At 49.3% G+C, this 19,479-nt stretch carries 18 protein-coding genes; 14 read left to right on the plus strand and 4 right to left on the minus strand.

Going from position 1 to position 19,479, the window contains the following annotated elements; genetic code table 11:
* Positions 1-62: 62 nt before the first annotated feature.
* Positions 63-2,459, minus strand: coding sequence for a Lon protease family protein (locus ACLBLI_RS10875; protein ID WP_414827636.1), 2,397 nt, complete (start codon positions 2,457-2,459; stop codon positions 63-65).
* A gap of 272 nt (positions 2,460-2,731) precedes the next feature.
* Between ACLBLI_RS10875 and ACLBLI_RS10880 the strand changes: the two genes are divergently transcribed.
* The 14 genes from ACLBLI_RS10880 (at position 2,732) to lipA (ending at position 16,498) form a co-directional block, all read left to right on the plus strand.
* Complete coding sequence (locus tag ACLBLI_RS10880; RefSeq protein WP_414827637.1) at positions 2,732-3,268, plus strand: SRPBCC domain-containing protein; 537 nt, start codon at positions 2,732-2,734, stop codon at positions 3,266-3,268.
* Positions 3,269-3,449: 181 nt separating this feature from the next.
* Positions 3,450-6,053, plus strand: coding sequence for a leucine--tRNA ligase (gene leuS, locus ACLBLI_RS10885; RefSeq protein ID WP_414827638.1), 2,604 nt, complete (start codon positions 3,450-3,452; stop codon positions 6,051-6,053).
* Positions 6,053-6,571: an LPS assembly lipoprotein LptE gene (gene lptE, locus ACLBLI_RS10890; RefSeq protein ID WP_414827639.1), complete on the plus strand. Its 519-nt coding sequence runs from the start codon at positions 6,053-6,055 to the stop codon at positions 6,569-6,571. Before leuS ends, lptE begins: the two co-directional genes overlap by 1 nt.
* 4 nt (positions 6,572-6,575) lie before the next feature.
* Positions 6,576-7,613, plus strand: coding sequence for a DNA polymerase III subunit delta (gene holA, locus ACLBLI_RS10895; protein ID WP_414827640.1), 1,038 nt, complete (start codon positions 6,576-6,578; stop codon positions 7,611-7,613).
* Complete coding sequence (nadD, locus tag ACLBLI_RS10900) at positions 7,603-8,271, plus strand: nicotinate (nicotinamide) nucleotide adenylyltransferase (RefSeq protein ID WP_414827641.1); 669 nt, start codon at positions 7,603-7,605, stop codon at positions 8,269-8,271. Before holA ends, nadD begins: the two co-directional genes overlap by 11 nt.
* A 14-nt stretch (positions 8,272-8,285) precedes the next feature.
* Entirely contained in the window at positions 8,286-8,603 is a 318-nt protein-coding gene (gene rsfS, locus ACLBLI_RS10905; RefSeq protein WP_414827642.1) for a ribosome silencing factor, read from the plus strand.
* Between the two features lie 55 nt (positions 8,604-8,658).
* Positions 8,659-9,129: a 23S rRNA (pseudouridine(1915)-N(3))-methyltransferase RlmH gene (gene rlmH, locus ACLBLI_RS10910; protein ID WP_414827643.1), complete on the plus strand. Its 471-nt coding sequence runs from the start codon at positions 8,659-8,661 to the stop codon at positions 9,127-9,129.
* Positions 9,130-9,132: 3 nt separating this feature from the next.
* Complete coding sequence (mrdA, locus tag ACLBLI_RS10915; RefSeq protein ID WP_414827644.1) at positions 9,133-11,049, plus strand: penicillin-binding protein 2; 1,917 nt, start codon at positions 9,133-9,135, stop codon at positions 11,047-11,049.
* Positions 11,046-12,164 carry a rod shape-determining protein RodA gene (rodA, locus tag ACLBLI_RS10920; RefSeq protein WP_414827645.1) on the plus strand — a complete coding sequence of 373 codons (1,119 nt, stop codon included), beginning with the start codon at positions 11,046-11,048 and terminating at the stop codon, positions 12,162-12,164. The genes mrdA and rodA overlap by 4 nt, the downstream gene beginning before the upstream one ends.
* On the plus strand, positions 12,161-13,012 hold the full coding sequence (locus tag ACLBLI_RS10925) for a septal ring lytic transglycosylase RlpA family protein (RefSeq protein WP_414827646.1): 852 nt from the start codon (positions 12,161-12,163) through the stop codon (positions 13,010-13,012). The genes rodA and ACLBLI_RS10925 overlap by 4 nt, the downstream gene beginning before the upstream one ends.
* Before the next feature lie 261 nt (positions 13,013-13,273).
* Positions 13,274-14,467, plus strand: a complete 1,194-nt coding sequence (locus ACLBLI_RS10930; RefSeq protein ID WP_414827647.1) for a serine hydrolase — start codon at positions 13,274-13,276, stop codon at positions 14,465-14,467.
* A 152-nt stretch (positions 14,468-14,619) separates the two neighbouring features.
* Positions 14,620-14,886, plus strand: coding sequence for a DUF493 family protein YbeD (gene ybeD / locus ACLBLI_RS10935; protein ID WP_414830953.1), 267 nt, complete (start codon positions 14,620-14,622; stop codon positions 14,884-14,886).
* Positions 14,887-14,958: 72 nt separating this feature from the next.
* A complete protein-coding gene (gene lipB / locus ACLBLI_RS10940) occupies positions 14,959-15,543 on the plus strand; it encodes a lipoyl(octanoyl) transferase LipB (RefSeq protein ID WP_414830954.1) in 585 nt (194 codons plus the stop codon).
* Positions 15,536-16,498, plus strand: coding sequence for a lipoyl synthase (lipA, locus tag ACLBLI_RS10945; RefSeq protein ID WP_414827648.1), 963 nt, complete (start codon positions 15,536-15,538; stop codon positions 16,496-16,498). Before lipB ends, lipA begins: the two co-directional genes overlap by 8 nt.
* Positions 16,499-16,620: 122 nt before the next feature.
* Here the strand turns inward: lipA and ACLBLI_RS10950 are convergent, their stop codons facing one another.
* From ACLBLI_RS10950 to ACLBLI_RS10960, 3 genes are read right to left on the minus strand one after another with little or no spacing between them, the layout of a single operon-like run.
* On the minus strand, positions 16,621-18,333 hold the full coding sequence (locus ACLBLI_RS10950; protein ID WP_414827649.1) for a diguanylate cyclase: 1,713 nt from the start codon (positions 18,331-18,333) through the stop codon (positions 16,621-16,623).
* Positions 18,326-18,541, minus strand: a complete 216-nt coding sequence (locus ACLBLI_RS10955; RefSeq protein WP_414827650.1) for a hypothetical protein — start codon at positions 18,539-18,541, stop codon at positions 18,326-18,328. Before ACLBLI_RS10955 ends, ACLBLI_RS10950 begins: the two co-directional genes overlap by 8 nt.
* Positions 18,538-19,380 carry an SAM-dependent methyltransferase gene (locus ACLBLI_RS10960; protein WP_414827651.1) on the minus strand — a complete coding sequence of 281 codons (843 nt, stop codon included), beginning with the start codon at positions 19,378-19,380 and terminating at the stop codon, positions 18,538-18,540. The genes ACLBLI_RS10955 and ACLBLI_RS10960 overlap by 4 nt, the downstream gene beginning before the upstream one ends.
* Positions 19,381-19,479: the final 99 nt, after the last annotated feature.

The following is a 19,479-nucleotide window of genomic DNA, read 5'->3' on the forward strand; positions in this document are numbered from 1 at the left end:
TAACGCGTATCATTCCCCAGCATCGCCGACGGAATGAATCGGGCTGTCACCGTTTTTCAGCGCTAATCGCTGTCACCACCGGACACGATAAGCGCGATGTTATAAAGACGATTCACGGCATGATAATTAATGGTATTTTTCGGATACCGCCCGCGACTGGAGAGCGTTCCCGCTTCCTGCTGCATGACTATCGATAAGGCATCATCAACGGTTTCCACTTCATAAATATGAAACTGCCCCTTTTTGACTGCACTGATCACCGCTTTGTCCAATACCAGATTCACAGCATTGGATTTTGGTATTACCACGCCCTGCGTGCCGGTAAGTCCGCGGTGCTGGCATAAATCAAAAAAGCCTTCGATTTTTTCATTAACTCCGCCTACCGCCTGAACTTCCCCATATTGATTGATCGAGCCTGTCACCGCCAGCGTTTGTAACGCCGGAATTTCCGTCAGTGCGGAGATAAGTGCGACCAGCTCTCCCAGCGACGCACTGTCGCCGTCGATATGTCCGTATGACTGTTCCAGAGCAATGTTTGCCGACAGCGTCAGGGGAAAATGCTGAGCGTATTTGTGTCCAAGGTAACCGGTCAGCAACATTACACCTTTGGAGTGAATTGGCTGGCCCAGTTCAACCTCACGTTCGATATCTACAACACCGCTGGCCCCCGCAAATACCGTGGAGGTAATGCGCGCAGGCGTGCCGAAGGCGGTACCGCCAATTTCCAGAACGGTTAGCCCGTTTACTTTCCCTATCGCTTTACCTTCAGTTGCAATTAAAACATGACCTTCCTTGATGTCGTTCAACAGGCTTTGGCTTACGCGACCGGTGCGGCGCTTTTTAGCATTCAGCGCCGTCTCGATATGCCCCAAATCCAGTTTTGAAGTACTGTCCTTCAGGCAAAAATAGTGAGATTCATTAATTAATTCAATAACTTCCGCAAAATGCGCCGAGAGTTTCTGCTGGTGTTCTGCCATACGCAATGCATATTCAACCAAGCGACACATTGCCGGACTGGATACCGATGTCAGCCCCAGCGAATAAATGTGCTTTCTGGCTCTGCCAACGAAATCGTATATCGACTGACGCGTCACCGGGATCTCTAAATCAAAGTCGACCAATACACGAAACAGCTCATCGAACTCATCGTCGTAATCCTGAAGCGTGTAATACAAATCACGGGAGCCCAGTAAAATAATTTTTACATTCAGGTCAATAGACTGTGGTGTTAGCGTAATGGCATTTACCATCCCGACATCTTGTTGTGGGATATCCATTTTTAACTTGCCAAACTTAATCGCCAGCTTCAGCGACTCCCACACATAGGGCTGATCAATGAGTTGGTCCACATCCAGTAACAGGTAACCACCGTTTGCCTTATGCAATGCGCCGGGACGTATCATGCGGTAATTGGTGTAAACGCTGCCATGGATATTGGTGTATTCCATCTTCCCAAATAAATTCTGGTAACTGGGGTGCGGTTCATAAATAACCGGTGCGCCATCGTCAAGTGCGCGGCTGACAAGCACATTGGGAAGGTATTGCTCTTCCAGAAAACTCCGTCGATCAATCTCCTCGCCTTTCTCCTCTTTTCGCTCTTCCAGATGAAGAGACACAATTGTATCAACTAAGTGTGAGCGAATTTGTTTCAGGTATTTAAGAACGCCGAGGTCGGAGACGTATTTATGCTCAAGGCTCTTCAGCAGGGGTTTAATGCCATGTTCTGCGGTTTGCTTATCAAGAGCACGCAAACGCTCAGAATTTTCTCTTTTCCAGGCCGGGAGCCCGAGCAAACTCTCGCTTAACCGGTTTTCCAGCTCATCAATGAGATCATAGTAATATTGACGACGTTCATCATTCAATGATGCAAACTCTGAATCATTGATGGGCTTGCCATCCACCACTGGAGAAAAACTGATGCTGCCTCCTTCCTCATAAAGGGCGACACCGTTTGCCTGTGCGTAACGCTCTAATGCATCAATGGCCTGATCGTATCTCTGTTCAAATTCGCGGGAGATGGCTGAGCGCCGCCGCTGATAACCCGGATGGTCAAACGCGGCAGGGAATGTCGCCAGTAAATCGTCAATCAGGCCCTGCATATCTTTGAGAAAGGCTTTTCCGCCCCCAGGATGCATTTTCAGCACCACGGGCTCACGCTCATCTTCCACATTATTGAGAAAACACCAGTCTTCCGGGGTAGGTAACGAGGCCACCTGACGCTCGATATAATCTTTTACCAACGTGAAGCGTCCGGTGGCAGGCTCCCCCATTACATATAAGTTGTAGCCTTTAGCTTCTATACCCAGACCAAAGGTGAGCGCCTCTCGGGCACGTTCCTGGCCGATAAACGTCGAGTTTAAGGCCTCATCATCGCTAAGTGCCGCGTTAATGATCCTGCGGTTCAGAGAGGGCGATAAAGCTGAAGCTGATAATGGCGTAAATTGCGGAGCGCCTGGCATAATTCGTTTTTTTCTCGTTTTCTGTTAATTGTGTGCATCGGCTAGGAAGACCGACGACCGTCCATGGTAAACGGTTTTCAAATCATAATGTCTGTCGTTAACGCTGCACCATCACTGGAAGTGATACCAGTGACACGAATACGTTCACATAAGTCAGATTATCACTGCTGTTAAGTGAAACTTGATTCGCAAGTCCTGTCAAACGCTTATGCTTGTAATTGCCTAATCTGCGTACTAGTCTCGATATTTATTTTTCCGGTAGCTTCAGAATTATGAACTCTTTTCTGAATGGCAGTTTGCGGGTTTGCGCGTTCTGTCTGGTAATCTCCCCTGTACAGGCGGAAGTAACACACGCCTCTGCGAGCGGTTTTATTATCGAAAATAGCCAGGTCACGTCAGCTGACCCACAGTCAACCTGGCGGGCACTGGTAAGCGATGTCGATAAGTGGTGGCCGAAAGATCACAGTTGGTGGCAAGGCACCTTCACTATCGATACATCTGCCGGAGGGTGTTTTTGCGAACGTGCAGGCGATAACAGCGCTGAACATATGCGCATTTCTCTTGTGAACTCCCCTACTACCCTGATAATGACAGGGGGATTGGGGCCACTACAGGGAATGGGTGTGAATGGCGCCCTGACATGGAAACTTATCCCCGAAGGCAGCGGTACCCGCGTTACACTAACCTATAAGGTACATGGCTACGCGCCGCCAGATGGATTCGTTGACTTTGCTCCTGTAGTCGATCAGGTGCAGTCGCTCCAGCTAGGGGGGCTGATTACCTACTTATCCAAAAGCAATGATGAATAATTCGCCAGTGAACAGACTTTTTCTGAACAAATAGTCGCAAGCTATTGAGCGCTCTGGTTGCGGTGGGGTATTCTATACGGCTAAATACAAGATCACTTGCATGCAGTAAGACGGCAATGGCAATTGTGCCCCGCGTGCATCAGCTTTTTACTCACTCACATTTTGCGGAAGCCCGATTTTCATGGCCGAAAAACAGTATAACCCCAAAGAAATAGAACAACAGGTTCAGCAGTATTGGGAAGATAATCAGTCTTTTAAAGCCGTCGAACAGCCAGAAAAAGAGTCATTTTACTGTCTCTCAATGTTCCCCTACCCAAGTGGTCGATTACACATGGGCCATGTGCGTAACTACACCATTGGTGATGTTATCAGCCGTTTTCAGCGTATGCAGGGTAAAAATGTACTGCAACCCATGGGGTGGGACGCATTCGGCTTGCCGGCTGAAAATGCTGCTATAAACAACAACACCGCGCCGGCCAAATGGACTTACGCCAATATCGAGTATATGAAGTCTCAGCTTAAATCTCTGGGATTTGGCTATGACTGGGATCGCGAGGTTACTACCTGTAAATCCGATTACTACCGCTGGGAGCAGTGGTTCTTTACCCGCCTTTATGAGAAAGGCCTGGTATATAAAAAGAACGCGACGGTTAACTGGGACCCGGTGGATCAGACCGTGCTGGCAAATGAACAGGTCATAGATGGTCGCGGCTGGCGCTCTGGTGCGCTGGTTGAGCAGAAAGAAATTCCCCAGTGGTTTATCAAAATTACGGCTTATGCCGAAGAATTACTGCAAGATTTAGAGCAACTGGAAGACTGGCCTGATCAGGTCCGTGCCATGCAGGCGAACTGGATTGGACGCTCTGAAGGCGTGGAAATAACCTTTGATCTGGCAGAGGCGGCGGGTGACGTTGCCAACATGACGGTGTACACCACCCGTCCGGATACGCTATACGGCGTGACATATGTGGCCGTTGCTGCTCAGCACCCAATTGCCGAATTTGCTGCCCAACAAAATCCTGAACTCGCGGCGTTTATCGATGACTGTAAAAATACCAAGGTAGCTGAAGCTGAGCTCGCTACCATGGAGAAAAAGGGCTGTGCAACCGGCCTTTATGCGGTACATCCGTTAACCGGCGAGCAAGTGCCAGTTTGGGTAGCCAATTTCGTGTTAATGGATTATGGCTCTGGTGCCGTTATGGCAGTGCCTGGCCACGACCAACGTGACTGGGAGTTTGCGACTAAATATGGGCTGACGATCCAGCAAGTAGTTGCGCCATCAGATGATGCTCAGGAAGACTGTGACCTCACCGCTTCCGCTTACACTGAAAAAGGTGTTCTGGTTAACTCCTCAGAGTTTGACGGCCTGGCCTTTGAAGCGGCCTTTGATCAGATCGCAGCCAAGCTGGAAAGTATCGGACGCGGTACGCGCAAGGTAAATTACCGGTTGCGTGATTGGGGAGTAAGTCGTCAACGTTACTGGGGCGCGCCCATTCCGATGCTGAAACTGGAGAATGGTGAATCCGTTCCTGTGCCGGAGGCTGAGTTACCTGTTGTACTGCCAGAAGATGTCGAAATGAATGGCGTCACCTCACCAATCAAAGCAGATCCTGAGTGGGCAAAAACCACTTACAACGGTCAGAATGCGCTGCGTGAAACCGATACCTTTGATACGTTTATGGAGTCATCCTGGTATTATGCGCGTTATGCCTGTGCACAAAATCAGGAAGCTATGCTCGACCCTGCACAAGCGAACTACTGGCTACCGGTGGATCAGTATATCGGAGGCATTGAGCATGCAATCCTGCACCTGTTGTATTCCCGTTTCTTCCACAAGCTTCTTCGTGATGAAGGCTTAGTGGAATCTGACGAACCTTACAAGCGCTTGTTATGTCAGGGCATGGTACTGGCAGACTCTTACTATCGTGAAGATTCGACCGGCAAAAAAACCTGGTACTCCCCTGCTGACGTAGAAACGGAAAAAGACGACAAAGGCCGCATCACTAAAGCGTGGCTTAAAGCTGATGGTCAGCCGGTAGAACACGGCGGCATGACCAAAATGTCGAAATCAAAAAATAATGGTATCGATCCACAGCAGGTTATTGAGCAGTACGGCGCAGATACAGTGCGTCTGTTTACCATGTTTGCTGCGCCACCGGAACAAACTCTGGAATGGGTAGATTCTGGCGTAGAAGGCGCTAACCGCTTCCTTCGCCGAGTGTGGAAGCTGACTCAGGAGCATATTGAAAAAGGGGCACCAGAGGCGCTCGACGTATCATCTCTCACGAAAGAGCAGCAAACACTGCGTCGTGAAGTGCATAAAACCATTGACAAAGTGTCTGATGATCTTGGCCGCAGACAAACCTTCAACACCGCCGTGGCAGCAGTCATGGAGCTGTTAAATCATCTGCAAAAAGCGCCTCAGGAATCGGCTCAGGATGTGGCACTGATGCGAGAAGCGATTGAAAGTGTATTGCTTATCCTTAACCCTATTACTCCGCACTTAAGCCATGAGCTTTGGAAAGCACTAGGCCATGATGAAGATATCGAGCATGTCGCGTGGCCGCAAGCGGATAAAGCGGCGCTGGTTGAAGACGAAAAGCTTATTATCGTTCAGGTGAATGGAAAGCTGCGCGCCAAGATTACGGTTGCAGCGGATGCTTCGAAAGAAGAAGTAGAAAACATCGCCAGAACACAGCCTAATGTCGAGCAATTCACCGAAGGCAAAACAATCCGCAAGGTTATCGTTGTGCCCGGTAAACTTGTCAATATTGTTGCTAATTAATGAACCGCTTATTGCTTATTCCCTTATTCTGCAGCCTGCTAATTGCAGGTTGCGGATTTCAGCTACGGGGAAGTCAGGCCCTGCCTGAAACCGTAAATCAGGTTGCAGTGAGCTCCGTGCGTGCTCACTCTCCCCTTGCCAGGACTTTGCTCGCTCGTCTTGATGTCTACGATATCAACGGTATTCGGGAGAGCGAATTACAAAACACTGATAACACGGTACTGGTGCGTATTTTGCCAGAGTCACTGGAGCGCCGGTTGTTATCTGTTTACCCCACGGGCCAGGTCGCAGAATACGAACTGATTTACGGCGTAAAGTATGTGGTGCAATTTCCGGATGCTGAAGCCGTCAGCGTTTACTTTGAAGTACTCAGGGATTATCAGGATGATCCGGATCAGGTACTGGCCAAATCCCGCGAGCTTGAACTGGTACTTCAGGAAATGCGCGAGGAAGCGGCAGACAGAATCATCCGGCGACTTCCCAGTCAGGCACCGCGGACCATGACGGTGGTTGAATAGCGCCATGCAGGTGTACCCAAACCGTTTCGCTCAGGAATTACAGTCAGGGTTAAAGCCCTGCTACCTCATCTTTGGTGACGAGCCACAGCAGAAATTCGATATGATCCAGCGCATTCGCGATCGAGCCCGCGAGGCCGGCTTTGATGAGCGAACGGTGCTGGTCGCTGACAAAGAGTTCAGCTGGAATCAACTTCTTGATGCTACTCAGGCGATGTCCTTGTTTTCAGATAAAAAACTGATTGAACTGGAGTTGCCAACGGGTAAACCCGGTACAGAAGGCAGCAAAGTATTACAGGAAGTTGCCAGCGGTCTCAGCAGCGATACGCTGCTGCTGGTGCACGGCCCGCGCATTGGCAAAGATGTTCAGAAGGGAAAATGGTTCAAAGTTCTGGATGCGATTGGTGTTCACAGTCTGTGTTATCCGCTGGAAGGTAAACAACTTCATAGCTGGATCCAGGAACAGCTTACGCATCATCAGTTACGTGTGTCACCAGCGGGCATTCGTCTTATCGCGGAGTTTTGTGAAGGCAACCTGCTGGCAGCAAAGCAGGAAATTGATAAATTATCGTTGCTCTACCCTGCCGCCAGCATTGATGAGTCACAACTGGAAGCCGCGATGGTAGATCAATCGCGCTTTAATGTTTTCCAACTCATCGATGTGATGCTAAACGGTGAGCAACAACGCTGCGTAAAAATGCTTTATCGCCTCGAAAGCGAAGGGATTGAACCTAACATCCTGATATGGGCACTGATCCGTGAATGGCAAACCCTGTGGACGTTAAAGCAGCAACAGCAAAACGGTGAGACCGTGCAGTGGCAACGCCACGGTATATGGCGCAATCGTCAGGGATTTTACCAGGCTGCACTGTCCCGACTGACCTTGGAAAACCTCAGCCATATTCGCGAGCAATTGCAGCTGGCCGATTTTCAGTTCAAGCAGCAAACCATTGCCAGACCGTTTATAAAATTATGCCACCTGTGCATGTTATTTCTCGGCGTGCCGCTAACGCATTTACCTTTACTTGTCGGTCATGATGCATAAACAACCTGTGGCACTACTTGGCGGCACGTTTAATCCGCCGCACAAAGGCCATATTGGCCCCGCACTGGAAGCCATAAAAGACATTGGCGTTAGCCGTCTTGGGCTAATGCCGTGCAAACTCCCTCCGCATAAGTCTGTAAACGGCGTTGAGGAAAACCACCGCATAGAGATGGTTCAGGCCGTGTGCCGGCAATCAGCGTCGCTGTATGCTGAACTTATTGAACTTTCGCTACCGTCGCCATCCTATACCGTGCAAACCCTCCGCGAATTGCGCCGCCAGCAACCTGATTCGACAGTTTATTTTTTGATTGGATACGATTCGCTGTATAATCTGCCGTCCTGGCATGCATGGCAACAGCTTACAGAATACTGTCACCTCGTTGTGATGAGGCGCGCAGATGATGACGTTTCACTGTCTGCTGAGTTGACTGCGTTCGTTAACGCGCGCAGAGAATATGTGCCCGACAACATGGCGGATAAACCCGGTGGCAGTATTTATTTTGCCGATACAACGCTGCACCCGGTTTCGTCAACTGCGTTACGCGAAGCGATGGCAGGTACAACAAGTAACGAGATACCGGCTTTGGCAAAAGAATGGCTTGAGCCACAGGTCATCGACTATATTTATAAACATCATCTTTATCAAATAACCGAGTAACACGAGGAGAACTTTTGGAGAGTCTACAACTCAAACAGTTCGTGATTGACAAAATCGACGATATGAAAGGGCGCGACGTCGTAGCGCTTGATGTAAAAGGAAAATCAACGATTACCGATACCATGGTAATCTGTTCAGGAAACTCAAAGCGCCATGTGATATCCATTGCCGAAAATGTCATGGTAAAAGCGAAACAGGAAGGTCATCCTGCAAGCAATGTCGAAGGTAAAGAGTCCGGTGAGTGGGTTCTGGTTGATTTAGGGGATGTTATTGTGCATGTTATGCAGGATGAGACCCGCGATTTCTACCAGTTGGAAAAGCTCTGGTCTTAAGCCCCCCTTCTCTCTTTTTGTTAACGTCTCAATAGCAGAACAGGACGGTTGTACCTTGCGAATCCAAATCGTAGCAGTAGGAACCAAAATGCCCGCCTGGGTCGCTCAGGGAACTGACGAATTTATTCGCCGGTTTCCTTCCGATTTACCTGTGGCATTTACCGAAATTGTGGCGGGAAAACGTGGCAAAAACGCCGATATTCCCCGGATCTTGCAAAAAGAGGGAGAGCAAATGCTGGCCGCTGTTCCTAAAGGCAACCGCATTGTCACTCTGGAGGTCACTGGTAAATCTTGGGATACCCCGACGCTCGCAACGCAACTGGAAAGCTGGAAAATGGATGGCAGAGACGTCAGTTTGCTGATTGGTGGCCCCGAGGGCCTGGCACCTGACTGCATTGCAGCATCAGAGCAGAAATGGTCACTTTCCGCTCTCACCCTCCCTCACCCGTTAGTCAGAATCATCGTGGCAGAGAGCTTGTACCGTGCATGGTCTGTAACTCAGAACCACCCATATCACCGGGAATAACTCATGCCAGCAAAACGCCAGTTAATCAGAGATCACAGCGCCGAGGCCAACCTTTTTGCCCGCCGAGCAACGATTGCGTTTCTGATTGTTGTAGTCATGCTTGGCGTTGTCCTTAGCAACCTCTACGTGCTGCAGGTAAAGCAACATGATGATTATCAGACCCGCTCGAACGGAAACCGGATTAAAGTTCTGCCGATTGCGCCGAATCGTGGCCTTATTTATGATCGAAACGGCGTTTTGCTGGCGGAAAACCGCCCCGTATTCAGCCTGGAAGTAATACCCGAGCAAATTGATAACCTGGATGAGACCATGGAGGCGCTGACCACGCTGATGTCCATCACAGAGGAAGAAAAAGAGTCGTTTTATTCCACACTTCGCGGGCAACGTCGCTTTAAGCCCGTTGCGCTTCGCACACAATTAACCGAAGAAGAAGTGGCGCTGTTCTCTGCGCAGCAGCATCGCTTTCCGGGTGTGTCTATAGAAGCCAGATTATCCCGCCATTATCCGTTCAAGGAAGCGCTTACCCATGTGCTTGGCTACGTGGCAAAAATCAATAAAAAAGATTTGCAAAAGCTGGTCGAGGCTGGCCAGGAAGCCAATTATGCCGCCACTCACGATATCGGCAAACTGGGGATCGAAAAGTACCATGAAGATCTGCTTCACGGCAGCGTTGGCTATCAGCAGGTGGAGGTAAACAACCAGGGCAGAATTATTCGGGTGTTAAGTACGGATCCACCGGTGCCGGGTAAAGATCTGGTACTCAATATTGATATTGAAATGCAACTTGCCGCACAGGAAGCACTTGACGGCGACCGTGGCACCATTGTGGTAACGTCAACCGATACCGGCGGTGTGCTGGCCATGTATTCAAGCCCCAGTTACGATCCCAACCTGTTTGTACATGGCATCAGCAGAAAAAATTACGCCGCACTGCTCAATTCGCCGGATCGTCCGCTGATAAACCGCGCCACGCAGGGACAATACTCGCCGGCATCAACCATTAAGCCTCACCTGGCCCTGCTCGGTCTTGAGCAGGATGTTATCGATATTGATACGACGATAAATGATACCGGCAGGTATCGGCTCCCGAATGTCAGCCATGTATGGCGTGACTGGAAGCGCTGGGGACACGGCAAAGTGAATGTCAGCAAGGCAATAGAGGTGTCCTGCGATACCTTTTATTATGATCTGGCTTATCAGTTAGGTATCGATAAAATCAGTGAAGCCATGTTTGAATTCGGATTCGGTGAATTCACCGGCATTGATCTGTATGAAGAGTCTGACGCCAACATGCCTAGCCGGGGCTGGAAAAAAGCCAGGTTCAATCAACCCTGGTACATTGGTGACACTATCCCCGTTGGTATCGGGCAAAGTTTCTGGACGGCGACGCCGATTCAGCTAAGTCACTCTGTCAATACGCTCGTAAACCGTGGTGAACGCTACGTACCACAACTACTTCGTGGTTTCCGTTACGAGCAGGGGCAGGTAGAGCTGGAGCCGCTCAAATCCCTGCGTCCGCTGCAAATCTCTGAACCCAAAAACTGGGATATTGTATTAGATGCTATGCACGACGTGGTTCATGGCGAAGAAGGCACAGCTCGTCACGCCTTCAAAGACACTGCCTATGAATCGGCGGGGAAAACCGGTACGGCACAGCTGTTTTCCATTGGACAAAATGAGAAATACGAAGAGGATGAAGTCGATGAGCGCCTGAGGGACAATGCGTTGTACGTGGGCTTTGCGCCCTTTGACGATCCTGAAATATCAATTACCGTTGTGGTAGAAAACGCCGGTGGAGGTAGCTCACATGCTGCGCCAGTCGCCCGCCAGATGATGGACTTTTATTTTCGTGACCGCGAATTTATTCAACCGGCTCCTGTACTTGATGACACACCTTCCACAGCAGATGTGAGCGAATGAAAAAGAATACGTTAAAAGCTAATCAGAGTAGCTTTCTACAGCGCATCCACATCGATGGCGTTTTGTTCCTGGGGCTGCTTGCACTGATGGCGGTGGGGCTGATCACGCTTTATTCTGCCTCCGGGCAGGATCCGGGCCAGATGGAACGCCAGTACACTCGCCTGGGTGTCGCGATTATTGTCATGGTGGGTATGGCTCAGATTCCGCCAATGGCTTACCGCCGCTTGTCTATCTACGCCTATGTCGTCGGCTTGCTAATGCTGATAGCAGTACTGGTATTCGGTGATATCGGTAAAGGGGCGCAGCGCTGGCTCGATCTGGGTTTCATCCGCTTTCAGCCATCAGAGCTTATGAAGCTGGCGGTTCCCATGATGGTGGCGTGGTATATCAGCAAATTTACGTTACCGCCGAAAATTCTGCAGATAGGAACCGGCTTTGCGCTGGTGGTGGTGCCAACTATCTTAATCGCTAAGCAACCAGACCTCGGAACATCACTCCTGATCGCAAGTTCGGGAGTGTTTGCGATTTTCCTTGCTGGCATGAGCTGGAAGCTAATCGGCCTGGTGGCTGTGGCTATCGGCGCTTTTGCGCCTATTATGTGGTTTTTCCTTATGCAGGAATACCAGAAACAACGGGTAACGACATTCCTGAACCCGGAGAGTGATCCGCTTGGTGCCGGCTACCACATCATCCAGTCAAAAATTGCGATTGGGTCGGGCGGCGTTGACGGCAAAGGCTGGTTGCAGGGAACACAGTCACAACTTGAATTTCTCCCCGAACGGCATACCGACTTCATTTTTGCGGTATTCAGTGAAGAATTTGGCTTATTGGGCGTGCTGGGTTTGCTGGCTATCTACTTATTTATCATACTGCGAGGACTGATCATCGCCGCGCGGGCGCAGGATGCATACAGCAAACTGTTGGCCGGAAGCATTACCCTGACGTTTTTTGTGTATGTCTTTGTTAATATGGGCATGGTGTCAGGCTTACTGCCGGTAGTCGGTGTCCCCCTGCCCCTCATCAGCTACGGTGGCACCTCCATGGTGACATTAATGGCAGGATTTGGCATTCTGATGGCAATTGGTACGCAGAAACGGTTTTTATCACGGCAATGATCAGATTAACTCTCTTCGTTTCGCTTCTTTTCCTGGCGCTGACCGGTTGTCAGACCGCGCCACAAGGCCGGTATAAGCAACGTCACGATTCGGCTCCCGCCCATGTTCATGCGCCTCCGGCTATGATCGATGCCGTGCCAAAGTACGAGCCCTACCGCGAATATAACAGCCGTCCTTATGAAGTGCTGGGTAAACGTTATTTCCCACTACAGGATGGTAAAGGCTTCGAGCAAACCGGGCATGCCTCCTGGTATGGCCAGAAATTTCACGGCCACCTTACATCTAATGGCGAAACCTACAATATGTTTGCCATGACAGCCGCACACAAAACGCTGCCACTCCCATCCTTTGTGAGAGTGACGAATCTGGAAAATGGCAAACACGCTATAGTCAGAGTTAATGACCGCGGCCCGTTCCACGATAACCGTATTATCGACTTGTCTTATGCCGCGGCGATGAAACTGGACTACCATCAACATGGTACGACGCGGGTAAAACTGGAAGTTATCCATTTTGATGAAAATAATAATGTGACAGTCGGTAAAAACCCTACGGTATCCTACGAAGAGTATGCCGGTTTAATACCTGCCAAGGAAACCAATCAGGCTGACGCAACTTCAACGGCCACCTTTATTCAGGTAGCAGCGCTCTCGGATATCGAACGGGCGAAATCCATATCCCAGGTTTTGTCCTCACTTTATCAGGTGCCGGCACAAATTCCTTTGGTCGATAATATTTATAAACTTAGGCTGGGACCGCTAAGTGACCGTTTTCAGGTAAAAATGCTGCTTGATGAACTAAAAACGAATGGATATCCCGGCGCGTATACTGTCGAAGAAGCGTTGTAACTCCTGTTACGACTCTGGGTCGCTGAATATGGCGTTAATTTACTCACGGCAGGGTTCCCGGTTGAATGCGTTAATGAAAGCCGGAATTGTGGCAGCAATATGGCGTTTGGCTGACTTATCCGGGTCATCAACGTCAAATGCTCGCGTTCTGCTGCCATTCAGTTAAACTTTTTGGGTTTCGCCTAGTCCAAAGTCGGGGGTTACGTTAGAATTCCCGCTCATCACTAACCTTTAGTATTACGGTAGAACAGTAAAATAATCATGTACAAAAAATTAAACTGCGCTAAAAAGACTGCCTTCTCCCACGTCGTTGCCACGCTTTCTGTACTGCTGGCAATATTCACATTTACCGCTTCAGCGGCTGTAGTGACGCCTCCACCTCCTGGTGTTGCAGCCAAAGGCTTCGTGCTGATGGACTACCAGACCGGTCAGTTAATTGCCGAACAAAATGCCGATATGCAATTAGCGCCAGCCAGCCTGACAAAAATCATGACTATTTATGTGATTGGTAAAGAGCTTCAGGCTGGAAATATCTCATTAAATGACGATGTGACCATTTCGGAAAATGCCTGGGCGAAGAAGTTTCCAGATTCATCGAAAATGTTTATCGAGGTGGGAACGAAAGTTAAAGTTTCGGACTTACTGCGAGGGATTGTCGTACAGTCAGGCAATGATGCCTGTGTGGCCATGGCAGAGCATATTGCGGGTTCTGAAAGTGCATTTGCCAGCATGATGAATGCCCATGCGCAATCGCTGGGTATGACAGCCAGCCACTTTGTGAACAGCCACGGTCTGCATGACCCGGACCATTACACATCGCCCCGCGACATGGCCATCCTTTCTCAGGCGCTAATTGAAGAAACGCCTGACATGTACAAAATTTACAGTGAAAAAGAATTTACCTACAACGGGATTAAGCAATATAACCGCAACAGTTTATTATGGGATAAGAGCCTCAACGTAGATGGTATCAAAACCGGTCATACTTCTGATGCCGGATACAGCCTGATCACCTCTGCCGAACAAGGTGATATGCGTTTAATTTCTGTGGTTATGGGCACCGACAGCGAGCGCGCCCGCAAAGTCGAAAATAAAAAGCTGCTGCGATATGGCTTCCGTTTTTACGAAACGGTTACCCCTTACAAAGCCGGTGAAAGCTTTGTAGCGCACCGTATATATATGGGCGACAGAGAAACCGTAGACCTTGGAATTAATCAATCTACCCCCATTACCATTCCGCGTGGTCAGGCTAAGAACCTCGAAGCCAATTTTGAACTGGATCAGAAACTCGAAGCGCCACTTGCCAAAGGCCAGGTGGTGGGTACGCTTTACATTCAGCTTGAGGGTGAAGATGTAGCAACCTACCCGCTGGTGACACTACAGGAAGTTCAGGAAGGTGGTTTCTTTGCCCGTATTTGGGACTGGCTGTTGTTACAGCTGGGTTTCGAGGGTTAACACTCCCCCGCTTACCATTCGCAGAGCGCCGCGGTCATGTGTTCATTTGTTAGTACAATTTTGAATACATAAGCGATACAGGCTCTGGTTCAGGGACGGCCAGATTTGATATAATCCGGCCGTTTTTGTTTTTATGTTTCTACCAAGGATATCTGATGGATACCCGTTTTGATGAATTGTTGGAATTTCCAACACACCAGACTTTTAAAGTAATGGGTGTAGCCCATGAGGATTTACCTGATCAGGTCGTCGCTTGTTTACAAGAACATGCACCAGGTGACTACTCGCCAGCCGTGAAGCCCAGCAGCAAAGGAAATTATCACTCAGTTTCTGTCAGCGTTCGCGTTACCAGCAAAGAACATATGGAAACCATTTATGAAGAGCTGGCAAAGATTGAACTGGTCAGGGTTGTCCTGTAAGTGACAGCAGTTGATGATGTGCTGATCATTCGCCAGCTTGGCAGGCAGGGCTATGAACCTGTCTGGCAAAAGATGCAGGCCATGACGGATACCCGTGACGAGACCGTGACAGATGAAATCTGGCTGGTAGAGCATGATCCGGTTTTTACGCAGGGACAGGCAGGTAAGGCAGAACATATTCTAATGCCGGGTGATATCCCGGTGGTGCAGGTAGACCGCGGTGGACAAGTCACCTACCACGGACCGGGCCAACAAGTTGTGTACCTGATGCTGGATATTAAGCGCCGAAAGCTGGGCGTGCGCCATTTGGTGACCGCGATGGAAAATGCCGTTATCGCCTTACTTGCAGACAGCGGCATAGAAGCCTACGCCAAAAAAGATGCGCCTGGCGTCTACGTCGATGAAAAAAAAGTCTGCTCACTGGGCCTACGCATTCGACGTGGCTGCTCATTTCATGGACTGGCGCTAAATGTTAATATGGATCTTGAACCATTTCAGCGAATAAACCCCTGTGGATACGCGGGTATGGAAATGATTGATACCGCCGGGCTAGGTGCCGTTGATTCACTGGCCGACGCAGGCCCTGCTCTGGTTAATAAGCTCCTTGATGAGCTTGCTATCCGGAACACATTACATAAAGAAGGTTTTGATGAGTAACGCACGACCTAAAGCCGGAGTTAAACTCCGCGATGACGAAAAAGTTAAGCATATTCCGGTCACCATTGTCCCTACAGAAAAAGAGGAAATGCTGCGTAAACCGGAATGGATTAAAATTAAGTTGCCGCGCACAACTGACCGTATCGATCACATCAAAAAAACGTTGCGCAAAAATAAACTGCACTCAGTTTGTGAAGAGGCTAGCTGCCCTAACCTCGCAGAATGTTTTAATCATGGTACGGCTACCTTTATGATCCTCGGCGATGTGTGTACCCGTCGCTGTCCGTTCTGTGACGTTGCTCACGGTAAGCCATTGCCGCCAAGTGCAGAAGAGCCGCTTAAGCTGGCTACCACAATCGCCGAAATGAAATTACGGTATGTGGTCATTACTTCTGTTGATCGCGACGATCTTCGCGATGGCGGTGCGCAGCACTTTGTTGACTGTATTAATGCAATCCGTGAGCACAGTCCGGACACCACGATCGAAGTGCTGGTTCCGGATTTTCGCGGCAGAATGGACCGCGCGCTGGAAATCTTCAAGCAAGGCGTTCCGGATGTGTTTAATCACAACCTGGAGACCATTCCGCGGTTGTATCGCGAATGTCGTCCTGGTGCTAACTATCAGTGGTCGCTGGACTTACTGAAGAAGTTTAAAGCGCAGCATCCCGACATTCGCACCAAATCCGGACTGATGATGGGTATGGGCGAAGAAAATCAGGAAATTGAAGGCGTGTTGCGTGACTTGCGCGAGCATGGCGTTGATATGCTGACATTAGGACAGTATCTCCAACCCAGTCGGCATCACTATCCGGTAAAACGCTATGTCCACCCTAAAGAGTTCGATGCGCTGGGTGAATACGCGAAATCTATCGGCTTTAGCCATGCAGCCTGCGGCCCGATGGTGCGCTCGAGTTACCACGCTGACCAGCAGGCCGCCGGCCAGGAAGTGAAGTAACAATACACCAGAACGTCAATAAAAAATCCCGCTCAGGCGGGATTTTTTTATAGCGATAGAGTCGTAATGTAATCCAAGATATCAAAAATACATTCCCACATCACAGCGCTCACGTTAGCTCATTAGATTGGGTTCATTTTACTGTCATATTCATACACACGGTTTCGCCCATATTGCTTGGACTGATACAACGCCAGATCGCACGCTGAGGATAAGTTTTCAAAGTTGTAACCTGCCTGCGAGGTGTCAGCTACACCAAAGCTGGCAGTCAACGTGAACCGGTGACCGGTAGGCTGCGAAGAAATATTTTCTATCGCGGCGCGGCACGCTTCGGCAACATTAAGGCCCTGCTCCGCGTTACAGTTCGTTATTACAATGCCAAACTCTTCACCGCCGAGGCGCCCCAGTGTCATCGTGTCGTCACAAGCGTCGCACAATGCTCGGACAACTTCTCTGAGCACCCAATCACCAATCTGATGGCCGTAGGTGTCATTGATTTGCTTAAAGTGATCAAGATCCAGCAATGCCATACTTACCACGTTATTTTGGTGCTGTGCTCGGCTAAGCAACCTTTTCGCACGCTCCTCAAAATAGCCGCGGTTGAAGATGCCTGTGAGCGAATCTTTGCGAGCCAGCTCGCGAAGTTTGATCTGTACCCGCCGACTCCGATAAGACCAGAATATCAGCCCCGCCAGAAGCAGAGAAACCAGCGATAATGCAAGGTAGAGTTTTTCTTCACGCGCCTCTGCCAACTTATTTTCTTTATCCAGCAGTGCCATGGCGGACTCCGCTTCCGCTATTTTAAATCTGGCTTCCTGGCGTGCCAGAGACTGTGCGATCTCTCTGGAATGAAACTCTTTTTTCAATGCCAGCTTATCTTCCAAATAGCCAACTGCAGCCTCAAAGTTACCCGTGGCTTTTTCTGCTTTCACCAGGACTTCCAGTGAATCAATCAAACCGGATTCATACTTACCACCGGTATCGATAGACAGTGCCTCAGAGGCCAGCGCTTTTGCTTTATCCCAGTCCTCTTCCAGTAATGCTAACTTGGCTTTCCCAACCGTAAAAGAGGATTTCAGATGCGTAAAGTCCAGACCAATATCGTCGATAAGAGCAGCAGTATCGCGGGCAACTTCTTTGGCTTTATAGACGTCCTCAATTTTTACCAGATGAAGCAGAAACGTATTGTGATTGATGGCATGGAATAGTTTATGTTGCGCAGCTTTACAGACTGCAATAGCGTTTTCTAACGCAGGCTGATTGAGACTGCCATCGTTTTTCTCTTCCTCAATTTGCATTTTATGCGTGACGGCATAACACCGGTCCGACGGAGAAATATTGTCGGAATTAAGCAATGTAGAAATGTAATACATGGCCATGTCAAACTGATCAACGCGCTGATAAAAAACAATCAGTCCCAGAATCGTATTTATCCGGTCCTGTTCCGTCATACCGTCCAGCCGGTCTTCAAGTTTTTCAGCCAAGGTGAAGCTTTGTGCCCATTCTCCGGAATATGCGGACAGACTCAGCATTGTCACCATCAGTCTGTCTTCAACGTGGCTGCCAATCGCATCATCCAACAAATCATCGAAACGAGCCAGTGACTCAGGAAGGCCATGGCTAAAGGCAAAAAAGTAGGAGTCAAGATAGCGATAATGCAGCTTTTCTTCATCGCTGAGCCTCTCGTATTCCACTGTGGATAGACGCGCTTTGGCAGTGCTTGGATCAGACATTCGCATTGCGTCAATCTCATCCAATGTCGCATTTTCTGCGCTTGACGGGAAACTGAACAGGCAACTCAGCGTTGCCGCTACCAATACAACGTTCTTAAGCAATTGACGGCTTCTCTGGTTCATCATCTGGCTCAGGAACCGGTTCGTTCGGATCGTGCGGCTCACTGATCGTCATAGACGCATTTATTTCTGCTGCAGCGTCTTTTAACGACGCAATCTGACGGCGTTGTTCATCGGTAAGTGATATTTCGTCAGCTGATGATGCCTCTTGCCCCAGCTTGTCTAATAATTCCAGTGTATTGCTGGTCATTTTTGTTCTCCTTGGAAAGCGCTGTACGAATGCTGCACTGACGCAACAGCTTGCTGGTTCAGCGCAATAATTTCTTCTTTTATATTCCTGGCTTCTTTCATTTTTACTGCAGGCGGAACCACCAGCGTTGTTACCGGCGTCAAATCAGCCCCAGGTAAGTCGCCCAGCCTTATCCAGTCAATCCTTACTCTGTCGGTGATCAATGTCGGACACTCATAAAGCGCGACGCGGTGTGTAAGCGGATAGTGCTCGCTAAGAATGCGAATCAGTACCTTCCTCTCCTCTGCTGAACTCAGGCGTTTGGAAATACTGATATCGCCAGCCAGCGCAATTTGCCAAAGAACAAGGTAGGCTGAGGGATCCAGCCGACGCTCATAAAAAACAACCTGACTCGCTTCATAATGCTGACACCCGTAATCACCGGGATCAATTCCCATGTCAGCATACAAGCAGTCTTCCGCAGAAATACCCGGCTCCATTCTGGCTCGAAAACCTTCCGCGCGTGACTGTTTTACCGCCTGGTGCGGCACCCGGGCAAAAACACCAGGATGCCCGTAGAAAGCACCAACTACCTGCTTTTCTTTGCGAACTTCCTGCATAATCGCATCCAGCATTTCGCGATAGGTAATTCGCCTGTCTTTGTTTTCAGCATACAGCCCCTGTAAAGATCTGACATCCTTATTCATCTGCGCTATCCATGCTTCCATGATTGGATGACAGCTGGTAAATACAACGTCTGCATTTTCAATTAGCTTTCGACAACGCTGAGTAATGTGCGCACCCAGCGTCATACCGGGTCCCACACATACTAATGATCCTTGTTTATCTGACTTCGCCACGTAAATCTTTTGTCGTTATTTTTTACTAGTATGCCGAAAAAAAGAGAGCGAGTAACTACTAAATCGTTAGTATTCATAGGATTCCTGACAAATGCGCTC

The organism is Alteromonas sp. H39 (genome assembly GCF_047556435.1).
Classification (GTDB): Bacteria; Pseudomonadota; Gammaproteobacteria; order Enterobacterales; family Alteromonadaceae; genus Alteromonas.